General features: G+C 66.2%; 19 protein-coding genes. 9 read left to right on the top strand and 10 right to left on the bottom strand.

Translation table 11 applies throughout. The features are described 5' to 3' along the window. Positions 1-16: 16 nt before the first annotated feature. From BLQ58_RS04395 to BLQ58_RS04380, 4 genes are all read right to left on the bottom strand, one after another. A complete protein-coding gene (locus BLQ58_RS04395) occupies positions 17-1,330 on the bottom strand; it encodes an MFS transporter (RefSeq protein ID WP_092594946.1) in 1,314 nt (437 codons plus the stop codon). A 55-nt stretch (positions 1,331-1,385) separates the two neighbouring features. Next, positions 1,386-2,147 carry an SDR family oxidoreductase gene (locus tag BLQ58_RS04390; protein ID WP_092594944.1) on the bottom strand — a complete coding sequence of 254 codons (762 nt, stop codon included), beginning with the start codon at positions 2,145-2,147 and terminating at the stop codon, positions 1,386-1,388. Positions 2,148-2,221: 74 nt separating this feature from the next. Further along, complete coding sequence (locus tag BLQ58_RS04385) at positions 2,222-2,461, bottom strand: hypothetical protein (protein WP_092594942.1); 240 nt, start codon at positions 2,459-2,461, stop codon at positions 2,222-2,224. Then, positions 2,454-3,890 carry an aldehyde dehydrogenase family protein gene (locus tag BLQ58_RS04380; protein ID WP_092594940.1) on the bottom strand — a complete coding sequence of 479 codons (1,437 nt, stop codon included), beginning with the start codon at positions 3,888-3,890 and terminating at the stop codon, positions 2,454-2,456. The genes BLQ58_RS04385 and BLQ58_RS04380 overlap by 8 nt, the downstream gene beginning before the upstream one ends. 184 nt (positions 3,891-4,074) lie before the next feature. On the opposite strand from BLQ58_RS04380, the gene ppa reads away from it, so the two are divergent. Together ppa and BLQ58_RS04370 are read left to right on the top strand one after the other, a co-directional pair. Further along, positions 4,075-4,602, top strand: coding sequence for an inorganic diphosphatase (ppa, locus tag BLQ58_RS04375; RefSeq protein ID WP_066739261.1), 528 nt, complete (start codon positions 4,075-4,077; stop codon positions 4,600-4,602). 137 nt (positions 4,603-4,739) lie between these two features. Continuing rightward, the gene (locus BLQ58_RS04370; protein ID WP_092594938.1) at positions 4,740-5,315 is read left to right on the top strand and encodes a cytochrome b; all 576 of its coding nucleotides are present in this window, start codon (positions 4,740-4,742) and stop codon (positions 5,313-5,315) included. A 24-nt stretch (positions 5,316-5,339) separates the two neighbouring features. Here BLQ58_RS04370 and BLQ58_RS04365 read toward each other — a convergent pair whose 3' ends face one another. Further along, complete coding sequence (locus BLQ58_RS04365; protein ID WP_092594936.1) at positions 5,340-6,536, bottom strand: GNAT family N-acetyltransferase; 1,197 nt, start codon at positions 6,534-6,536, stop codon at positions 5,340-5,342. Between the two features lie 165 nt (positions 6,537-6,701). Here BLQ58_RS04365 and BLQ58_RS04360 point away from each other — a divergent pair, with 165 nt between their 5' ends. Together BLQ58_RS04360 and glnK are read left to right on the top strand one after the other, a co-directional pair. Further along, on the top strand, positions 6,702-8,783 hold the full coding sequence (locus tag BLQ58_RS04360) for an NAD(+) synthase (RefSeq protein WP_092594933.1): 2,082 nt from the start codon (positions 6,702-6,704) through the stop codon (positions 8,781-8,783). A gap of 116 nt (positions 8,784-8,899) precedes the next feature. Then, the gene (gene glnK / locus BLQ58_RS04355; RefSeq protein WP_006162803.1) at positions 8,900-9,238 is read left to right on the top strand and encodes a P-II family nitrogen regulator; all 339 of its coding nucleotides are present in this window, start codon (positions 8,900-8,902) and stop codon (positions 9,236-9,238) included. 60 nt (positions 9,239-9,298) lie between these two features. On the opposite strand, the gene BLQ58_RS04350 is transcribed toward glnK, so the two are convergent. The 3 genes from BLQ58_RS04350 to trxB all read right to left on the bottom strand — a co-directional run bounded on the left by BLQ58_RS04350 (position 9,299) and on the right by trxB (position 11,691). Continuing rightward, positions 9,299-9,946 (bottom strand): trimeric intracellular cation channel family protein, encoded by a 648-nt coding sequence (locus tag BLQ58_RS04350; protein WP_092594931.1) that lies wholly within the window; start codon positions 9,944-9,946, stop codon positions 9,299-9,301. 9 nt (positions 9,947-9,955) lie between these two features. Further along, positions 9,956-10,621, bottom strand: a complete 666-nt coding sequence (locus BLQ58_RS04345; protein ID WP_092594929.1) for a Smr/MutS family protein — start codon at positions 10,619-10,621, stop codon at positions 9,956-9,958. A gap of 116 nt (positions 10,622-10,737) precedes the next feature. Next, positions 10,738-11,691 carry a thioredoxin-disulfide reductase gene (gene trxB, locus BLQ58_RS04340; protein WP_092594927.1) on the bottom strand — a complete coding sequence of 318 codons (954 nt, stop codon included), beginning with the start codon at positions 11,689-11,691 and terminating at the stop codon, positions 10,738-10,740. 181 nt (positions 11,692-11,872) lie between these two features. Here trxB and BLQ58_RS04335 point away from each other — a divergent pair, with 181 nt between their 5' ends. The 3 genes from BLQ58_RS04335 to BLQ58_RS04325 all read left to right on the top strand — a co-directional run bounded on the left by BLQ58_RS04335 (position 11,873) and on the right by BLQ58_RS04325 (position 15,466). Next, the gene (locus tag BLQ58_RS04335; RefSeq protein ID WP_092594925.1) at positions 11,873-14,206 is read left to right on the top strand and encodes a DNA translocase FtsK; all 2,334 of its coding nucleotides are present in this window, start codon (positions 11,873-11,875) and stop codon (positions 14,204-14,206) included. A gap of 128 nt (positions 14,207-14,334) precedes the next feature. Further along, positions 14,335-14,970: an outer membrane lipoprotein chaperone LolA gene (gene lolA, locus BLQ58_RS04330; protein ID WP_092594923.1), complete on the top strand. Its 636-nt coding sequence runs from the start codon at positions 14,335-14,337 to the stop codon at positions 14,968-14,970. Between the two features lie 61 nt (positions 14,971-15,031). After that, positions 15,032-15,466, top strand: coding sequence for a hypothetical protein (locus tag BLQ58_RS04325; protein ID WP_092594921.1), 435 nt, complete (start codon positions 15,032-15,034; stop codon positions 15,464-15,466). A gap of 51 nt (positions 15,467-15,517) precedes the next feature. Here the strand turns inward: BLQ58_RS04325 and BLQ58_RS29045 are convergent, their stop codons facing one another. Both BLQ58_RS29045 and BLQ58_RS04320 read right to left on the bottom strand, forming a co-directional pair. Further along, the gene (locus BLQ58_RS29045) at positions 15,518-15,688 is read right to left on the bottom strand and encodes a hypothetical protein (protein WP_175459834.1); all 171 of its coding nucleotides are present in this window, start codon (positions 15,686-15,688) and stop codon (positions 15,518-15,520) included. Between the two features lie 163 nt (positions 15,689-15,851). Beyond that, positions 15,852-16,535 (bottom strand): hypothetical protein, encoded by a 684-nt coding sequence (locus BLQ58_RS04320; protein WP_092594919.1) that lies wholly within the window; start codon positions 16,533-16,535, stop codon positions 15,852-15,854. Between the two features lie 230 nt (positions 16,536-16,765). Between BLQ58_RS04320 and BLQ58_RS04315 the strand changes: the two genes are divergently transcribed. Both BLQ58_RS04315 and serS read left to right on the top strand, forming a co-directional pair. Next, entirely contained in the window at positions 16,766-18,112 is a 1,347-nt protein-coding gene (locus tag BLQ58_RS04315; RefSeq protein ID WP_092594917.1) for a replication-associated recombination protein A, read from the top strand. Positions 18,113-18,254: 142 nt separating this feature from the next. Next, positions 18,255-19,562: a serine--tRNA ligase gene (gene serS / locus BLQ58_RS04310; protein WP_092595519.1), complete on the top strand. Its 1,308-nt coding sequence runs from the start codon at positions 18,255-18,257 to the stop codon at positions 19,560-19,562. Positions 19,563-19,606: the final 44 nt, after the last annotated feature.

Genomic DNA, 19,606 nt, shown 5'->3' with positions numbered 1-19,606 from the left:
GCGCTCCAACTTTCGATCAACCAGCCTTCTTTCCCACCATCCTGGCCGGCACCGACAGCGTCAGGGCCGCGCCCACCACCATGCAGGCGGCCAGCAGGTACATGCCCGAGTCCGTGCTGTGCGTCATGTCCTTGAGCCAGCCGACCGCATAAGGGCTGATAAAGCCCGCCAGGTTGCCCAGCGAATTGATCAGTGCAATGCCGGCGGCGGCGCCGGTGCCGGCAAGGAAGGCCGTCGGCAGGCTCCAGAACAGCGGCAGCGTGGTCAGGATGCCGATGGTGGCCAGCGTCAGCGCCACCATGGCCATCGTCGTATCGCCATGCCACTGCACCGACAGCACCAGCCCCAGCGCGCCCAGCAGCGCCGGCACGGCGATATGCCAGCGGCGCTCGCCCCGGCGGTCGGCGCTGTGGGCGAACAGGATCATGCCCACCACGGCGCAGCCGTACGGAATGGCGGTGAGCAGGCCTACATCGAGTGCGCCCTTGACGCCGGTCTGCTTGATGATCGTCGGCAGCCAGAAGCTCACGCCGTACAGGCCCATCACGAAGCTGAAGTAGATCGCGCTCATCAGCCAGACGCGCGGGCTCGACAGCACCTGCATGACGGGCGGATCTTCCTTGTGCTGGTCCTCGGTCGCGATATTGCGCTGGAGCAGCGCCTTTTCGTCGTCGCTCAGCCACCTGGCGTGGGCGATGCGGTCGTCCAGGTACAGCAGCACCCAGATGCCGACCAGGATAGACGGGATGCCTTCCACCAGGAACATCCACTGCCAGCCGGCCCAGCCATTGTGGCCGTCGAACGACTGCATGATCCAGCCCGACAGCGGGCCGCCGATCACCCCCGAGAGCGCGATGGCCGTCATGAAGAACGTGGTGGTGCGCCCGCGCCGGCTGGCCGGATACCAGTAGGTCAGGTACAGGATGATGCCGGGGAAGAAGCCGGCTTCGGCGATACCCAGCAGGAAGCGCAGTACGTAGAACATCGTCGGCGTGGTGACGAACATCATCGCCGCCGAGATCAGGCCCCACGTGATCATGATCCGGGCGATCCAGATGCGTGCGCCCACCTTGTGCAGGATCACGTTGCTCGGCACTTCGAACAGGAAATAGCCGATGAAGAAGATGCCGGCGCCCAGCCCGTAGATGGTTTCGCTGAACTGGAGGTCGTTGAGCATCTGCAGCTTGGCAAAGCCCACGTTGACGCGGTCCAGGTAGGCCACGACGTAGCAGAGCAGCAGAAACGGCACCAGGCGCCACGTCACCTTGCGGTAAGTGGCGTCCTCGAAGCCGGCGTCGTGCGCGCCGGCGTTGACTGCGGTGGTTGTCATCGGTGTCTCCTCATTGGGATGTGGTTCTAGTTGTGTTGCGGATGCCCGCGGATGGTCAGACGCAGCGGCCGCCATCCACCTCGATGCAGGTGCCGGTGATGAAGCTGGCGTCGTCCGACGCCAGGTACAGGCAGGCATTGGCCACGTCCTGCGGCGTCGACATGCGTCCCATGGGGATGGTCGCCAGGAACCGCGCGCGGTTCTCGGGGGTGTCGGGCACGCCCATGAACTGCTCCAGCAGGCCCGTGGCGCCGATCACCGGGTTCACGCAGTTGACGCGGATGTTGTCGGGGCCCAGTTCGGCCGCCATGGCCTTGCTGGCCACGATCACGGCGCCCTTGCTGCCGTTGTACCAGACCAGGCCGGGGCGCGGCCGGATGCCGGCCGTCGAGGCCACGTTGACGAAGTTGCCGCCGCCCCGCTGGCGGAAGTGCGGGATGAAATGGTGCGCCGACCAGTAGATGCTTTTCACGTTGACCGCGTAGACGCGGTCGAACTCATCCTCGGTGACTTCCAGGATCGGCTTGTTGCGATGGGTGGTGCCGGCGTTGTTGACCACGCAGTGGACGTCGCCAAAGGCGGCCAGCGTGGCATCGCGCATGGCGGCCACGTCGTCTCCCCGCGATACATCGGCGCGCACCGCGTCGGCCTTGCCGCCCGCATCGCGGATGGCCGCGGCCACGCGATGGGCGGCGTCGAGGTTCAGGTCGGCCACCATCACGCTGGCGCCTTCGCGCGCAAACGTATGCGCGATGCCTTCGCCAAATCCCGAGCCGCCGCCCGTCACTACCGCTACCTTGCCAGCCAGTCTGGTCATTGCCTTGTCTCCAGTTGCGTGAAGCCCGGCGCGGTCTGTTGCCGCGCTACGGGCGGAACATCGGAATTATCGGATCAGTGGAAGGGGCCTTTGTTCTGCAGGGCGTTGGCCACCATCATGATGCCGAGCAGGAAGGGCAGGGCCACGTAGAGGCACCAGTGGACGCGGTCGCCCACGGTGTCGCCCCACTTGCGCTTGAACACCTGCAGGCGGGGCATGCCGGACGGATTGGTGGCGCGCTTGTTTCGCACATGCCACGCCATCCAGAAAAAGAAGATGGCGAACGTGACCGATAGAAAGTTGATGCTACCCATGTTGAATGGCGATGGTTTTCAGAGTGGTGAATCCGTACAGGGCCTCGAAGCCCTTCTCGCGGCCATAGCCCGACTGGCCGGTGCCGCCGAACGGCAGCTCGACGCCGCCACCGGCGCCATAGTTGTTGATGAAGACCTGGCCGGCCCGCAGCTTGCGCGCCAGCCGCATCTGGCGGCCGCCGTCGCGCGTCCAGACCCCGGCCACCAGGCCATACGCGGTGCCGTTGGCCAGGCGGATGGCCTCGTCCTCGGTATCGAACGGCATGGCAGCCAGCAGCGGGCCGAACACTTCTTCCTGGGCCAGCCGGTGCGTGGCGGGCACGTCGCGGAACAGCATCGGCACCTGGTAGTAGCCGGACTCCGGCGCCTCGCCCACGATCTGGCCCTGGGCCACCACGGCGATGCCGGCGTGCTGGGCATCGGACACGAAATCCCACACGCGCTGCTGCTGCTTGCGACTGATCAGCGGGCCGCATTCCAGGTCGAGTGCCGACGGACCCACACGCAGCGACTCGAACACGCCTGACAGGCGGTCGAGCAGGGCCTCGTAGACGGGCCGCTCCACCAGCAGGCGGCTGCCGGCCGAGCAGGTCTGGCCCGCATTCTGCACGATGCCGTTGACCACCACGGGCAGCACCGCGTCGAGGTCGGCATCGGCAAACACCACCTGGGGCGACTTGCCGCCCAGTTCCAGCGTCACCGGCACGTGGTTCTCGGATGCCAGTTGCGATACGAGCTTGCCCGTGTCCGGCGACCCCGTGAACGAAATATGGTTGATGCCCGGATGGCGGGCCAGCGCGGCGCCGGCCTCGTGGCCATAGCCCGTGACGATGTTCAGCGCGCCTTCGGGCAGCCCGGCCTCGGCGGCCAGTTCGGCCACGCGCAGGATCGACAGGCAGGCGTCCTCGGCCGGCTTGACCACGCAGGCGTTGCCGGTGGCCAGTGCCGCGCCCACGCTGCGGCCGAAGATCTGCAGCGGGTAGTTCCACGGGATGATGTGGCCGGTCACGCCGTGCGGTTCACGCACGGTGAGTACCGTGTAGCCGGTGGTGTAGGGAATGGTCTCGCCGTGCAGCTTGTCGGCCGCGCCCGCGTAGAACTCGAAATAGCGGGCCACGGCGCGGGCGTCGGCGCGGGCCTGGCGCAGCGGCTTGCCGGTGTCGCGCGCTTCCAGCGCGGCCAGTTCGTCCTCGTGCTCGATCAGCTTGAGCGCCACGCGGTTCAGCAGGCGCACGCGGTCGGCCGGGTTCATCGCGCCCCATTCGCCTTCGAAGGCCTGGCGGGCGGCGCGGACGGCCACGCTGATATCGGTGGCATTGCCGCGGGCGATCTCGGCGAACGGCTCGCCGTTGGAGGGATCGAACACCTTGATGCGCAGGCCGGAATCGGCGGCGATCAGGCGGTTGGCGACGAAATGCTGGGCATGCATGCAGGTCTCCATGGCTCCGGTTATGGAGCAAATGCTGAAATCGGGAATGCCGCATTATCGCGCACCGCGCCCGGCGCGCAAGGCATTAACCGCCACTCGGCGCAGCGACGGTTGTCAGGCTGCGGTCAGGGCCGACCCGCTATAATGCCGCCCATCCCATTCCACAGGTATTCGGAGAACTCGCATGAGCTTCAACCTCGTCTCCCCGGGCAAGGACCTTCCCAACGATTTCAACGTCATCATCGAGATCTCCGCGCAAAGCGATCCGGTGAAGTACGAGGCCGACAAGGAAACCGGCCTGCTGTTCGTGGACCGCTTCATCGGCACGGGCATGCGCTACCCGGCCAACTACGGCTTCATCCCGCAGACGCTGTCGGGCGATGGCGACCCCGTGGACGTGCTGGTGCTGACCCCGTTCCCGATCCTGGCCGGTGCCGTCGTGCGCTGCCGCGCCCTGGGCATGCTGAAGATGACCGACGAGTCGGGCGTGGACGCCAAGCTGGTGGCCGTGCCCGTGGACAAGCTGAGCCCCGCCACCGCCCACATCAAGGGCCTGTCCGATGTGGCGCAAAATACGCTCGACCAGATCAAGCACTTCTTTGAGAACTACAAGGCACTCGAAGCAGGCAAGTGGGTGAAGGTCGAAGGCTGGGCCGGCATCGAGGAAGCCCACAAGGAAATCACCGACGGCGTGGCGAACTTCAAGAAGTAATCGCGTCGCTGCCGATGGTCCGAGGAAAACCCCGCCCGATGGCGGGGTTTTTTGTTGGGGCGATGACCGGCCGCAAGGCGAGGCACCGGACCAGGCCCTAAGCTTCCGGCGGATCCCCACAACCAAATGGAGTACCGATGCCTGTTCTCAAAGGCACCGCGGCCGCGCCCGACGCGGCCGCGTTCGCCCGCTATGACGCGGTGGCCATTGCGTTCCACTGGCTGATGTTCGTGCTGGTGGCCGTGGCGTACGCCGCAATCGAACTGCGCGGCTTTACCGACAAGGGAACCGCCGCCCGCATGGTGGCCATGGAAGTCCACAAGTGGTCGGGCGCGCTGGTGCTGGCCTTGATCGTGCCGCGCCTGCTCTGGCGTGCGGTGCGCGGTGCGCCGGCGCCCGAATCGTATCCGCGCCTGGGCCAGCTGGCCGGCGCGGCCGTGCATGGCCTGCTGTACCTGTTCCTGGTGGCGCAGCCTATCCTGGGCATCCTGATGATGAACGCCGCCGGACGCGAATTGATGCTGCCGGGCACGGGCATCGGACTGCCGCCGCTGATCGCGCCCGACGCCGGGCTCAAGGACTTGCTGGGTGAGATCCACGAGATAATCGGCAAGGCCTTCTATCTGGTGATCGGCCTGCACGCGATGGCCGCGCTGTTCCACCACTACATGCTGGGCGACAACACGATGCGGCGGATGCTGCCGCGCCGATAGGACGCCTTGCTGGCCCGGTGTGCCTCAGTCGCCGCCGGGCGGCCGCGCAAACGGGTTGCGGTCGTTCAGCTCGTCCAGGTAGGCATCCATGCCCTGGCGCTCGCGCGCCAGGAAGCGTTCCACGGCGTCGGCAAAGGACGGATGGGCCAGCCAGTGCGCCGAACGGGTGGCCACGGGCAGGAAGCCGCGCGCCATCTTGTGCTCGCCCTGCGCCCCGCCTTCGAACGTGCCGATGCCCTCGGCGATGCAGAATTCCAGCGGCTGGTAGTAGGCCGTCTCGAAGTGCAGGCAGGGGTGGTGTTCCAGCGCGCCCCAGTAGCGGCCGTACAGCGTGCTGACAGCCGGATCGGCATCGTAGACCAGCAGGGAGCTGGCGATGTCCGCGCCGTCGCGCGTGGCGACGACGAGCAGCAGGTTCTCCGGCATCGCCTGGCCAATGCGCCGGAAGAAATCCAGGTTCAGGTAAGGCGTGGAATGGTGCTCGCGGTACGTCTGCCGGTAGCAGCGGTTGAAGAACTTCCAGGCCGCGTCGTCGATCGCGGCGCCGCGCAGCTGGCGGAACGTGATGCCGGCCTCGGCTACCCGGCGCCGTTCGGCGCGGATGTTCTTGCGCTTCTTCTGCGACAGCGTGGCCAGGAAGGCGTCGAAATCGGCGTAGCCCGGGTTGGTCCAGTGGAACTGCACGCCGTGGCGCATCATCATGCCGGCCTCCTGCATCAGGTCGGCCTCGTGGTCGGACGGAAACAAGATGTGCAGCGACGACAGCTGGCTTTCCTCGGCCAGCGCCAGCGCGAACCGCAGCAGCACCGTGCGCGCCAGATCGTCCTCGGCCAGCAGCCGGGCGCCGCGCACCGGCGTGAACGGCACCGCCGCCAGCCACTTCGGGTAGTAATCGAGCCCGTGCTGGCGATAGGCGTCGGCCCAGGCCCAGTCGAAGACGTATTCGCCATACGAGTGGGACTTGGCATAGAGCGGCATGGCTGCCGCCAGACGGTCGCGGCCCGGCTCGTTGCCGTCGGGGACCCAGAGCGTCAGGAAGCGGGGCGACCAGCCGGTGTCGTCGGTGGCGCTGCCGCTGGCGTGCATGGCGTGCAGGAAGGCGTGGCGCAGGAACGGCGTGGGTTCGGCCTGTGCGGCCAGCAGCGCGTCCCAGGCCGCGGCATCGATGTCGGCAAGGTCCAGCACGATTTCCGTGCGGTAGTTGGGGCGCGAATCACTCATGGACGGGTTGGCGTAGGTGCCGGGCGAGTCTACCGGAATTGAAATTGTGCTGCAGGCGTCGTCAGCGTGACGCTGACGCCGGGCTGCCGCAGGGCGTCGTAGAATGCGCATATCCGTTTTCCGATGTCCACTCCCCCGACGTGCCTTTCCGGTACGGGTCCAGACATGACGAACCCCTCGCACCCCTTCTTCAACCTCTATTCCCACGGCTTTGCGCGCGTGGCCGTCGGCGTGCCCGAGTGCCGCGTGGCCGATCCCGCCTACAACGCCGAACAGACCATTGCCCTGGCGCGCCAGGCGGCCGACGGCGGCGCCGTGCTGGTGGCGTTTCCCGAGCTTGGCCTGCCGGCCTACACCTGTGACGATCTGTTCCACCAGCGGGCGCTGCTGCGCGAATGCGAACTGGCGCTGCAGGCCATCGTCGAAGCCTCGGCCGGCATCGGCGCCGCCATGATCGTCGGCATGCCCGTGCTGGTGGAGCACCAGCTGTTCAATTGCGCCGTGGTGGTGGCCAACGGCGCGGTGCAGGGCGTGGTGCCGAAGACCTACCTGCCGAACTACTGGGAATTCTACGAGGCGCGCCAGTTCAGCAGTGCCGACTGTGCGGCCGTCGACACGGTGTCGCTGCTGGGCGCCGAAGTGCCGTTCGGGGCGAACCTGCTGTTCGACATCGAGAACATCCCGTTCTTCCGCTTCCATGCCGAAATCTGCGAGGACGTCTGGGTGCCGATTCCGCCGTCGTCGTTCGCGGCGCTGGCCGGCGCCACGGTGCTGGTGAACCTGTCGGCGTCGAATATCGTGGTCGGCAAGTCGGGCTACCGCCACCAGCTGGTGTCGCAGCAATCGGCGCGCTGCCTGGCGGCCTACCTCTACACGTCGGCCGGCAAGGGCGAATCGACCACCGACCTGGCCTGGGACGGCCAGGCGCTGATTTACGAAAACGGCGAGCTGCTGGGCGAATCCGAGCGCTTTGCCGACACCTCGCACCTGCTGTTCGCCGATATCGACCTGGAGCGGCTGTCGCGCGAACGCATGCACCAGACGTCGTTCGGCCAGTCGGTGCGCCGGCACAAGGAAGAGGTCGAGAAGTTCGACGTGGTGGCTTTCCAGATGGAACTGCCGACGGTCCAGGCGCTGCCGCTGGAGCGCAAGGTCGAGCGGTTCCCGTATGTGCCGGCCGACCCGCGCCGCCGCGATGAACGCTGCATGGAGGTCTACAACATCCAGGTGCAGGCGCTGGTGCAGCGGCTGTCGTCAAGCCGGATCCAGAAGGTGGTGATAGGCGTGTCGGGCGGGCTCGATTCCACGCATGCGCTGCTGGTCTGCGCCAAGGCAATGGACCGCCTGGGCCTGCCGCGCGCCAATATCCTGGCCTATACGATGCCGGGCTTCGCCACCAGCGACCGCACGCTGAAGCAGGCGCGCGAACTGATGCAGGCGGTGGGCTGCACGGCGCGCGAGATCGACATCCGGCCAAGCTGCCTGGCCATGCTGAAGGATCTGGATCACCCCTATGCACGCGGCGAGCCGGTCTATGACGTCACGTTCGAGAACGTGCAGGCCGGGGAGCGTACCAATCACCTGTTCCGGCTGGCCAACCACAATGGCGCCATTGTGATCGGCACCGGCGATCTCAGCGAACTGGCGCTGGGCTGGTGCACCTATGGCGTGGGCGATCACATGTCGCACTACAACGTCAACGCCAGCGTGCCCAAGACGCTGATCAGCCACCTGGTGCGCTGGGTGGCCGAAACCAGCCAGATTGGCGAAGGCGGCGAGGACGTGCTGCTGGCGGTGCTGGATACCGATATCAGCCCTGAACTGGTGCCGAGCGCCCCCGCCGCCAGCGGGCAGGACGAGGCGCCCGGGCAGAAGACCGAGCAGATCATCGGGCCGTACGAGCTGCAGGATTTCAACCTGTACTACACGCTGCGCTATGGCTATGCGCCGTCCAAGGTCGCGTTCCTGGCGCTGCACGCCTGGGGCGACGTGGAGCGCGGCACGTGGCCGAACGGCCCGCATGTCGCCCGGAACAGCTATCAACTGCCGGAAATCAAGCGCATCCTCGGGATTTTCGTTGACAGGTTCTTCCGGACCAGCCAGTTCAAGCGGTCGTGCATCCCGAACGCGCCCAAGGTGGGGTCGGGTGGCTCCCTGTCGCCGCGCGGCGACTGGCGGGCGCCGAGCGACGGCGAGTCGGTCGTGTGGGTGCGCGATCTGGCCCGGATTCCGGACCAGGCGGGCTGATTGTCACGGCGTCTGGCACGCCGATTGCGGACAATGTGGGTCTTCCCGCAATCGGCGTGTGGTGTTTCGGGCTAGAATCTGACATCTTCCGACACCTTTAGAGACAGAGGCCAGCCATGAAGCAGATTACCGCCATCATCAAACCGTTCAAGCTTGACGAAGTGCGCGAAGCACTGGCCGACGTGGGCGTGACCGGTCTGACGGTGACCGAGGTAAAGGGGTTTGGCCGCCAGAAAGGTCATACCGAGCTGTACCGCGGCGCCGAGTATGTGGTCGACTTCCTGCCGAAGATCAAGATCGAAGTGGTGGTGGCTGAGAACCAGCTGGACACCGTGCTCGATGCCATCGTCAAGGCCGCCCACACGGGCAAGATTGGCGACGGCAAGATCTTCGTGACCGAAATCGAGCGCGTGATCCGCATCCGTACCGGCGAACAGGACGAAGCGGCGGTCTGAGCCCCACCATGTTCGAAGAAAAGCCGGCCTCTGGGCCGGTTTTTTTATGCCTGTGCGTGGCTAACTCGGCAGCTTCCACCCGAACTGGACCGACAGCAGCCGCATTCCCATCGTCACCAGCGCGCCGGACAGCAGCGCCACCTCCTGGTCGGCGCGCAGCCACGTCAGCCCCACGTAGACCCAGCAGCCCACGAACGAACAGGTGGCATAGGGCGAGCGGTCGCGCAGGATCATCGGCACTTCGTTGCAGAGCACGTCGCGCAGCACGCCGCCGAACACGGCGGAGATGATGCCCATCATGACGGCCACGGTCGGGGTCATCTGCGCCACCAGCGCCAGCGACGTGCCCGTGACCGAGAACAGTCCCAGGCCGACGGCATCCGCCACCAGCATCGCGCGGTCGGACGCCACGGTGCTGACCACCCGGAACACCATCGCCGCGCCAATCGACATCGCAAAGATCAGCAGCACGTAGTATTCGTGCTCGACCCAGTAGAACGGCCGCCGGTCCAGCAGCACGTCACGTACGGTGCCGCCGCCAAAGGCCGTGGCGAAGGCGACGATGAACGTGCCCACCGCGTCCAGCCTTTGCTTGCGGGCGTCCACCACGCCCGACACGGCAAACGCCAGTACCCCGGTGATCTCCATGACATGGAGGATCAGGGGCAGCCGCCCCATCAGCAGATCGAACGGCAGGTGAAGGTGCATAGGGGGGCGTCAGGGTTTCGGCTGGCGCAGCAGGACCATCAGGGCGCCCGCGCCGCCTTGCGACTCGCGGGCCTGGACGAATGCGATCACTTCTTCCTTCTGCACCAGCCAGCTGCGGACCTTGCCCTTGAGCACGGGCAGCTTGTCCGGCGAGCCGATGCCCTTGCCGTGGATCACCCGCACACAACGCACGCCGTTGCGCACCGAGCGGCGCAGGAAATTGGCCAGCGCCTCGCGGGCTTCGTCGCTGCGCAGGCCGTGCAGGTCCACCTTGTCCTGCGGCACCCACTCGCCACGGCGCAGCTTCTTGATCACATCCTCGCCGATGCCGGGCCGGCGGAACGACATGGTCTCGTCGATATCGAGCAGGTTCTCGACGTCGAATTCGTCCGACAGCGATGCTTCGAGCACGGCCTTGTCGTTGAGCTGGGTCTGTACCGGAATAGGGGCGGGTGCCTTGGCGGCGTGCTGCACGCGGTTGCGGTCGCGCAGGGAACTGACCGAGCCGATACTGGACCGGAAGACATTGGCTTCTTCCTCGGCCCGCTTCGCAGCAGCCTCGGCCGCCTTGCGTTCGGCTTCGCGGCGCTCGGCATCGGCCTTGAGGCCGTCACGCACCGCGGCCAGATCGTGCAGGCCGAATCGCTTGGGAGGGGTTTTGGCGCCTTGCGACATAGCAGAAATCTCTGAAAGCTCGGCACCGATTATAAGGAAAACGAGGACGGCCGCTGCAAGGCGGGCGTCCCCGTGGGCTTTGCGCCAGGGCCGGCCAGCGGCCGGCCTGCTGGAAGTTACTTCAGTGCTTCCACATAACGCTGGGCGTCCAGCGCGGCCATGCAGCCCGTGCCGGCGCTGGTGATGGCCTGGCGGTAGACGTGGTCCTGCACGTCACCGGCGGCGAACACGCCCGGGATGCTGGTGGCCGTCGCATCGCCCGACAGGCCGCTCTTGGTCACGATGTAGCCGTTCTTCATTTCCAGCTGGCCCACGAACAGGTCGGTGTTCGGCTTGTGGCCGATGGCCACGAACAGGCCCGAAAGCTTCAGATCCTCGGTCTTCGTCGTGTCCTTGGTGCTGCGGATACGCAGGCCGGTCACGCCGGACTGGTCACCCAGCACTTCGTCCAGCGTATGGTCGTAGCGCAGTTCCACGCGGCCTTCCTTGACGCGCTGGAGCAGGCGGTCCACCAGGATCGGCTCGGCGCGGAACTTGTCGCGGCGGTGGATCACGGTAACCTTGCTGGCGATATGCGACAGGTAGAGCGCCTCTTCCACGGCCGTATTGCCGCCGCCGATCACTGCCACCTCCTGGTTCTTGTAGAAGAAACCGTCGCAGGTGGCGCAGGCGGACACGCCGCGGCCCATGAAGCTTTCTTCCGACGGCAGGCCGAGGTACTGTGCCGAGGCGCCGGTGGCGATGATCAGCGCGTCGCAGGTGTACTCGCCGGCGTCGCCGACGAGCCGGATCGGCTTTTCGGTCAGGTTGGCCGTATGAATGTGATCGAAAATGATTTCGGTGTTGAAACGCTCCGCATGCGCCAGGAACCGCTGCATCAAGTCCGGGCCCTGGACGCCGTTAGCGTCAGCGGGCCAGTTTTCCACGTCGGTCGTGGTCATCAGCTGGCCGCCCTGGGCCAGGCCGGTGATCAGCACCGGGTTCAGATTGGCGCGGGCCGCGTAGACGGCGGCGGTATAGCCGGCCGGGCCGGACCCGAGAATCAGCACTTTTGCGTGTTTTGCGGACATGATGCGTTCCTGTAGACAGCAAGTGAGCCGGTGCGGCATTCGCCCCGGTGTCACTCGAAACCGCCATTATATGTGGCGCGGCGTTTGCCGACTGTTGCAAATTCCAATGAAGGCGATAGGGGCAGGCGAGGTTAAAATGGCCGCCATCGTCCACTTCGCACGATCGAACAGACCCTGACGCATGGCTCGCGCAACCACGACTACCCGGACCGACCCGTCGGCACTTCCATCGCGCATCGGCAAGCTGCTTGGCGAGGTGCGCTGGTTCCTGCTGCTTGCCGTGACGCTCGGCTTCCTGTGCGTGCTGGCCAGCTACAGCAAGGCCGATCCAGGCTGGTCGCATGCCAGCCAGGTGTCCGATATCCGCAACCTTGGCGGCCGCGTGGGCGCCTGGGTGGCCGACATCCTCTTCTTCATCTTCGGCTTTTCGGCCTACTGGTGGAGTGTGCTGCTGATCCGCCGCTGCTGGCGCGGCTGGCGCGTGCTGACCGCCGAACTGCCCGAGCGCGTGCCGGATCCCCAGCACAGCACCGCCATCAGCTGGATCGGCTTTGCGCTGACGCTGGTGTCCAGCATGGGCCTGGAAGCCATCCGCATGTACCCGCTGCGCGCGGCCCTGCCGCGCGCGCCCGGCGGGGTACTGGGCGACCTGCTCGGCGGCTGGCTGCAGCTGGCGCTGGGGTTCTCGGGCGCCACGCTGTTGCTGCTGCTGATGTTTGCCATCGGCCTGTCGTTGTTCTTCCATTTCTCGTGGCTGTCGGTGGCCGAGCACGTGGGCGGCTTTGTCGAGACGATGTTCATGGGCTTCAAGGCCCGCCGCGAGAAGAAGCAGGACCGCATCATCGGCGCGGCCGCCAAGGTGGAACGCACCGAAACCGTTGAAGTGCAGCGCGTGAAGCAGGAAGAAGCCGCGCCAGTGCAGATCGTTCGCCCGCAGGCCGTGCCCAAGCACGAGCGCGTGGAGCGCGAAAAACAGCAGCCGCTGTTTGCCGATATCCAGGATACGGACCTGCCGCCGCTGTCGCTGCTGGACGCCGTGCCGGCCCATCAGGAAACGGTGAGCGCCGAGACGCTGGAATACACGTCGCGCCTGATCGAGAAGAAGCTCAAGGACTTTGGCGTCGAGGTCAAGGTCGTGGCCGCCTATCCGGGCCCGGTGATCACGCGCTACGAGATCGAACCGGCCACGGGCGTGAAGGGCAGCCAGGTGGTGAACCTGGCGCGCGACCTGGCGCGCAGCCTGTCGCTGGTGTCGATCCGCGTGGTCGAGACGATCCCGGGCAAGAACTACATGGGCCTGGAACTGCCGAATCCGAAGCGCCAGACCGTGCGGCTGGCGGAGATTCTGGGCTCGCAGGTCTACAACGAGAGCGTGTCGAACCTGACCATGGCGCTGGGCAAGGACATTGCCGGCAAGCCCATGGTGGCCGACCTGGCCAAGATGCCGCACTGCATGGTGGCCGGTACCACGGGCTCGGGCAAGTCGGTGGGCATCAACGCGATGATCCTGTCGTTGCTCTACAAGGCTCGCGCCGACCAGGTGCGCCTGATCCTGATCGACCCGAAGATGCTCGAAATGAGCGTCTACGAGGGTATTCCGCACCTGCTGTGCCCGGTGGTGACCGACATGCGCCAGGCCGGCAACGCGCTGAACTGGGCGGTGGGCGAGATGGAGCGCCGCTACAAGCTCATGAGCAAGCTGGGCGTGCGCAACCTGGCCGGCTACAACAAGAAGATCGACGAGGCCGCGGCAAAGGAAGAGAAGATTCCGAACCCGTTCAGCCTGACGCCGGACGCCCCGGAGCCGCTGGACAAGCTGCCGACGATCGTCATCGTGATCGACGAACTGGCCGACCTGATGATGGTGGTGGGCAAGAAGGTCGAGGAGCTGATCGCCCGCATCGCGCAGAAAGCCCGTGCCGCCGGCCTGCACCTGGTGCTGGCGACGCAGCGGCCGTCGGTGGACGTGATTACCGGCCTGATCAAGGCTAACGTGCCGACGCGTATCGCGTTCCAGGTCAGCAGCAAGATCGATTCGCGCACGATCCTGGACCAGCAGGGTGCCGAGGCGCTGCTGGGCATGGGCGACATGCTCTACCTGGCGCCGGGTACCGGCATGCCGGTGCGGGTGCACGGCGCGTTCGTGTCCGACGATGAAGTTCACCGCGTGGTCGAGAAGCTCAAGGAAGGCGGCGAGGCCAACTATATCGAGGGCATCCTCGAAGGCGGGCTGGTCGATGGCGAAGGCGCCGGCGACAGCCTGGGCGGTGGCGCCGGCATCGGCGGTTCGGGCGGGGGCGAGGCCGATCCGCTCTACGACCAGGCCGTGGAAGTGGTGATCAAGAACCGCCGGGCATCGATTTCGCTGGTGCAGCGGCATCTGCGCATCGGCTACAACCGCGCCGCACGGCTGCTGGAAGACATGGAAAAGGCCGGCCTGGTCTCGGCCATGTCGGGCAACGGCAACCGCGACATCCTGGTGCCTGCCGGCAGCAGCGCCACGGCCGAAGACTGACGCCCGAGCCTTCCGCACAGGCTGAAGTGACGGGTAATATACCGTTACGCCCGTCACAGCCTGTCGCGGAATTGCCGATCCGCGGCGTGTTCTAATCGGACATCAGCCGAATCATAAGGGAAGGATCCATGCGACATCGCATTCTTGCGCCGCTTTGCGCGTCGTTGGCGTTGCTGGCCGCCGTGCCTGCCGCGCACGCTGCCGCCACCGACCAGCTTCAGACCTTTGTGACCAGCGTGAAGAGCGCGCGTGGCGAATTCACGCAGAAGCAGATCAAGGGGCAGGGGGGCGATGCCAAGGTGGCCGGCACGTCGAGCGGCACCTTCGCGTTCTCGCGTCCCGGCAAGTTCACGTGGCGCTATATCAAGCCCTATGACCAGCTGCTGCAGGCCGATGGCCAGACGCTCTATATCTACGACAAGGACCTGAACCAGGTCACCGAGCGCAAGCTGGACAACGCGCTGGGCTCCAGCCCGGCCGCCATCCTGTTCGGCAGCAACGACCTGTCGAAGAACTTCGACGTGAAGAACGGCGCCACGCGCGATGGCGTGGAATGGCTGGAACTGACGCCGAAGTCGAAGGACACGCAGTTCGAGCGCATCGGCATCGGCTTCAAGAGCGGCAACCTCGAAGCGATGGAGCTGCGCGACGCGTTCGGCAATACCACGTTGCTGACGTTCACGGCCATCCAGAAGAATCCGTCGCTGCCGGCGGACACCTTCCGCTTCACGGTGCCCAAGGGCGCCGACGTGATGAAGCAGTAAGGCGCGAGCCCGAGAAGCCAGACAGCGCGAAACAGAGCCAGAACGACGCCAGAGGACAGCCATGAAAGACGCCCCCGCCTTCCCCCGACTGCCGAGCCTGCGCCCGGTATCCCGCCTGGCCGCCCCTGGTGGCGCGCTGGCCGCCGCGCTGGTCCTGTCCGCCTGCGCGCACAGCCAGGCCAGCAAGTTCGACGTCGATGCGTTTCTGCGCGGCTCGGACACTGCGCTGCCCGAAGTGCTGGGCAATACCGACTTTCTGAAGGCCACGCGCATCGCGCAGAGCGAGTGTGCCTCGCTGCTGCAGTCTCCGCACAACGGTGTGCTGGAAGACCTGCCGGCCAGCAACACGGCGCGCGGCCCGGCGTGGGTGCTGCACCCTGCAGGCTCACCGGAGAAGGTCTGGCTGATCGTTGGGCAGGCCAATGGCGAGCGCAGCTGCCACGGGCCGCTGCCCGCGGATGCGATGAAGACCCTGACCGACCGGGCCAGGGGCTGACTGCTCCTCTCGCCGCGGCGTCGTCAGGACACAGCGCGCGAGGCTGGCGCCCTACGCCGCCAATGACTCGCGGGCGTAACGCTGGCGCGGCTTCGGCAGCGCCTGCAATTGTTCGCGCCGGATGCGGATCGCCTCTTCATTGCCTCGCTTGATGGCGGCGCGCAACTTGAGCACTGCTTTCTTGTATTGCTTCTTCTTGCGCATGCGGGTGGTGATGGCCATGGCAGTGGTGTCCTCGTGATCCTGTCAGGCCGGTGCGGTCGCGCCGGCTGCCAGCCATGGTACGGCGACCCCATCCCGGCGCGCCCCATTTCAAAAGAATTCAGATCGGACCACGAGCGCGCTCATTGCTGCGCCGCGCAATGACTCCCGCCTGGCGTGCCCGTCAGAGCAGGAAGCGCCGGTTGTCGTTTTCGTCGTAACGCGGTTCCACCTTGCGGAACTTGAGCCTGGTGCTGCTCTTGAGCTTGCGGCCCGCCAGCTTGCGTTGCAACTGGCGGTGGACGGCGCGGATATGACCGACCGAATCCTGAGCGTATGGCTTGCCATCGGTGGCGCCGGCAAGCCCGCCCCCGGCGGCCAGCGCCTCGTTGTGAGCGGCCGCGGAGCGCGCGATCAGCACATCCAGATACTGGCGGGCGCGCACGGCCGCATGCAGCATGCCGTCGGCGGGATTCTGCTTGGCGCGCACGGCGTCCTGCGGCAGCTTGACATTGGCCGCGATGCGGCGCAGCGAGGCGCGCACTTCGGCGCCGTCCATGTCGGCTTCCTGAACAATCCAGACCGCGTCATGGCGGATCCAGCCTTCCACGTCGATCATGCGGCGCAGCAGCGCCGCCTGCAGCAGGCGGCCGCCGTAGCGCCGGGAGCGGCGGATGGCGGCAAGGCCGATGCGGCGCACGTGGGCGTTTTCATGCTCGAACAGGTCGGTGATGACCTGATCTGCCTCTTCCTGCGATTCGATCAGTTCGGCAAACTGCCCGGCCAGCGAGATTTCTTCCACGCCGTTGAGCTTGTTCTTGCTCGCCAGCCGGTTCAGCTTGAACATCAGCATGCGGTATCGCAGCATACAAATCCCCGAATTTCGCAAACAGTGAGTGGTTCTGAAGTGAGCCGCCGGTCGTTGTGCCGGCGTCGACCTTCCCGCGCGCGTGAAACGCGGGCCATTGGACGTTATCGGCAGATCCGGAGCAGACTTTAGGGGCGGGCGCAAAATTATCGGGCCGGCCCCGATCGTCTACACTGTGGCGTTCCGTGCCGCCTGTGGCGGCGCTACCACACGACAAAGGCTACCGTACCGTGGCGGATTCGCTGTTCTCCGACCCTCCTGAACGTTCCCGACAGCCGCTGGCCGAGCGCCTGCGCCCGCGCAATATCGACGAGGTCATCGGCCAGCAGCACCTGCTGGGCGCCGGCCGCCCGCTGCGCGTGGCCTTTGCCTCTGGCGAACCGCATTCGATGATCCTGTGGGGCCCGCCCGGGGTGGGCAAGACCACGCTGGCGCGGCTGATGGCCAATGCGTTCGACGCGGAATTCATCGCGCTGTCGGCGGTGCTGTCAGGGGTCAAGGACATCCGCGAGGCGGTGGAGCGCGCCGAACAGTACCGCGCCCATGGCCGCCGCACGCTGGTGTTCGTGGACGAAGTGCACCGCTTCAACAAGAGCCAGCAGGACGCGTTCCTGCCGCATGTGGAAAGCGGGCTGTTCGTGTTCATTGGCGCCACCACCGAGAACCCGTCGTTCGAGGTCAACGGCGCCTTGCTGTCGCGGGCCGCGGTCTACGTGCTCAAGACCCTGGACGAGGCCGAACTGAAGCAGCTGGTGCAGCGCGCCAGCGAGGAGCTGGGCGGCGTGCAGTGGGACGACGAGGCGATGGGCCTGATCGTCGCATCGGCCGACGGCGACGGGCGCAAGCTGCTCAACAACGTGGAAATCGTGGTGCGCGCCGCGCGTAATGCCGGCGTGCAGACCATCGACACGGCCCTGCTGGGCAGCGCGCTGTCCGAGAACCTGCGGCGCTTCGACAAGGGCGGCGACGCGTTCTACGACCAGATCAGCGCGTTGCACAAGTCGGTGCGCGGCTCCGACCCCGATGGCGCACTGTACTGGTTCTGCCGCATGCTCGATGGCGGCGCCGACCCGCGCTACCTGGCGCGCCGCATCGTGCGGATGGCGTGGGAAGACATCGGCCTGGCCGATCCGCGCGCCGCCCGCATCACGCTTGACGCGTCCGAAACCTACGAGCGGCTGGGATCGCCCGAAGGCGAACTGGCCCTGGCCCAGGCATTGATCTATCTGGCCGTGGCGCCCAAGTCGAATGCCGGATACAACGCCTACAACGCGGCGCGGGCCTTTGTCTCGAAGGACAAGTCGCGCCCGGTGCCGGTGCATCTGCGCAACGCGCCGACCAAGCTGATGAAGGAACTGGGCTACGGCCACGCCTACCGCTACGCGCACGACGAGCCCGAAGCCTATGCGGCCGGCGAGCACTACCTGCCGGACGACCTGCGCCGCCAGGACTGGTACCAGCCCACGCCGCGCGGGCTGGAGGGCAAGATTGCCGACAAGCTGCGTCATCTGCGCGACCTGGACGCCGCCTGGCATCGGGACAACCGGGGCAAGCCGGAAGACGGCAACAAGGGCTGAGCGGCCCTTTACGGGCAGGATCCGGCGCCGAATGCCCGAAAAGCATAGGAAATCCGGCCAGATTCGGTGCTGTGCGGCCATGCCGGTGCAGTAAAATGTCGCGTTCGCCGGCATGTCGCCGGCACTGCACACCGATTGCAACATGCTCGACATCCAGCTTTTCCGCAAAGACATCGACGCCGTGGCCCAGCGCCTGGCCACGCGCGGCTTTCAACTCGACGTGGCCACGTTCCAGGCCCTGGAGGCCGAACGCAAGCAGCTGCAGACCCAGACCGAGGACCTGCAGGCGCGCCGCAACACGCTGTCCAAGCAAATCGGCATGCTCAAGGGCAAGGGCGAGGACGCCTCGGCCCCGATGGCCGAAGTGGCCGGCATCGGCGACACGCTGAAGGCGTCGGCCGAGCGTCTGGCCCAGATCCAGAGCCAGCTCAACGACGCGATGATGTCGATCCCGAACCTGCCGCACGAGAGCGTGCCGGTGGGCAAGGACGAAACCCAGAACGTGGAAGTGCGCCGGGCCGGCACGCCGCGCACGTTCGATTTCGAGGTGAAGGACCACGTCGACGTTGGCGCCCGGCTGGGTCTCGACTTCGAGACGGCCTCGAAGGTGACCGGCTCGCGCTTCTCGTTCCTGCGCGGCGGCGTGGCGCGCATGCATCGCGCGCTGGTGCAGTTGATGGTGGATACCCACACGCTGGAGCACGGCTACACCGAGATGTACGTGCCGTACATCGTCAATGCCGCGTCGATGCGTGGCACGGGCCAGCTGCCGAAATTCGAGGACGACCTGTTCAAGGTGCCGCGCAAGGTGGGCGGCGAGGACGGCCAGGACACGATCGAGAACTTCTATCTGATCCCGACCGCCGAAGTGCCGCTGACCAACATCGTGCGCGATGCGATCGTCGCGGCCGAAAAGCTGCCGATGCGCTTCGTGGCCCATACCCCGTGCTTCCGCTCGGAAGCCGGTTCGTATGGCAAGGACACGCGCGGCATGATCCGCCAGCACCAGTTCGACAAGGTGGAGATGGTGCAGGTGGTGCCGGCGGACCAGTCGATGGATGCGCTGGAGCAGATGACCGGCCACGCCGAGGCGATCCTGAAGAAGCTTGAACTGCCGTTCCGCACTGTGGTGCTGTGTACCGGCGACATGGGCTTCGGCAGCACCAAGACCTATGACATCGAGGTGTGGATCCCGGCGCAGAACACCTACCGTGAGATCAGCTCGTGCTCGAGCATGGGCGATTTCCAGGCTCGCCGTATGCAGGCGCGTGCGCGGGCCGGCCAGGGCAAGCCGGAACTGGTACATACGCTGAACGGTTCCGGCCTGGCCGTGGGCCGCACGCTGGTGGCCATTCTGGAGAACTACCAGAACGCCGACGGTTCGCTCACCGTGCCCAAGGCACTGCAGCCCTACATGGGCGGCATCGAGCGCCTGGAACCGGAAGCATAAAAATTTCTGCGAAAGGGGCTTGCGCAGCGGGTAGCAATGTCCCT

It is taken from the genome of Ralstonia sp. 25mfcol4.1, from assembly GCF_900104095.1.
GTDB lineage: Bacteria > Pseudomonadota > Gammaproteobacteria > Burkholderiales > Burkholderiaceae > Cupriavidus.
This window is presented reverse-complemented; position numbering and strand designations above follow the sequence as displayed.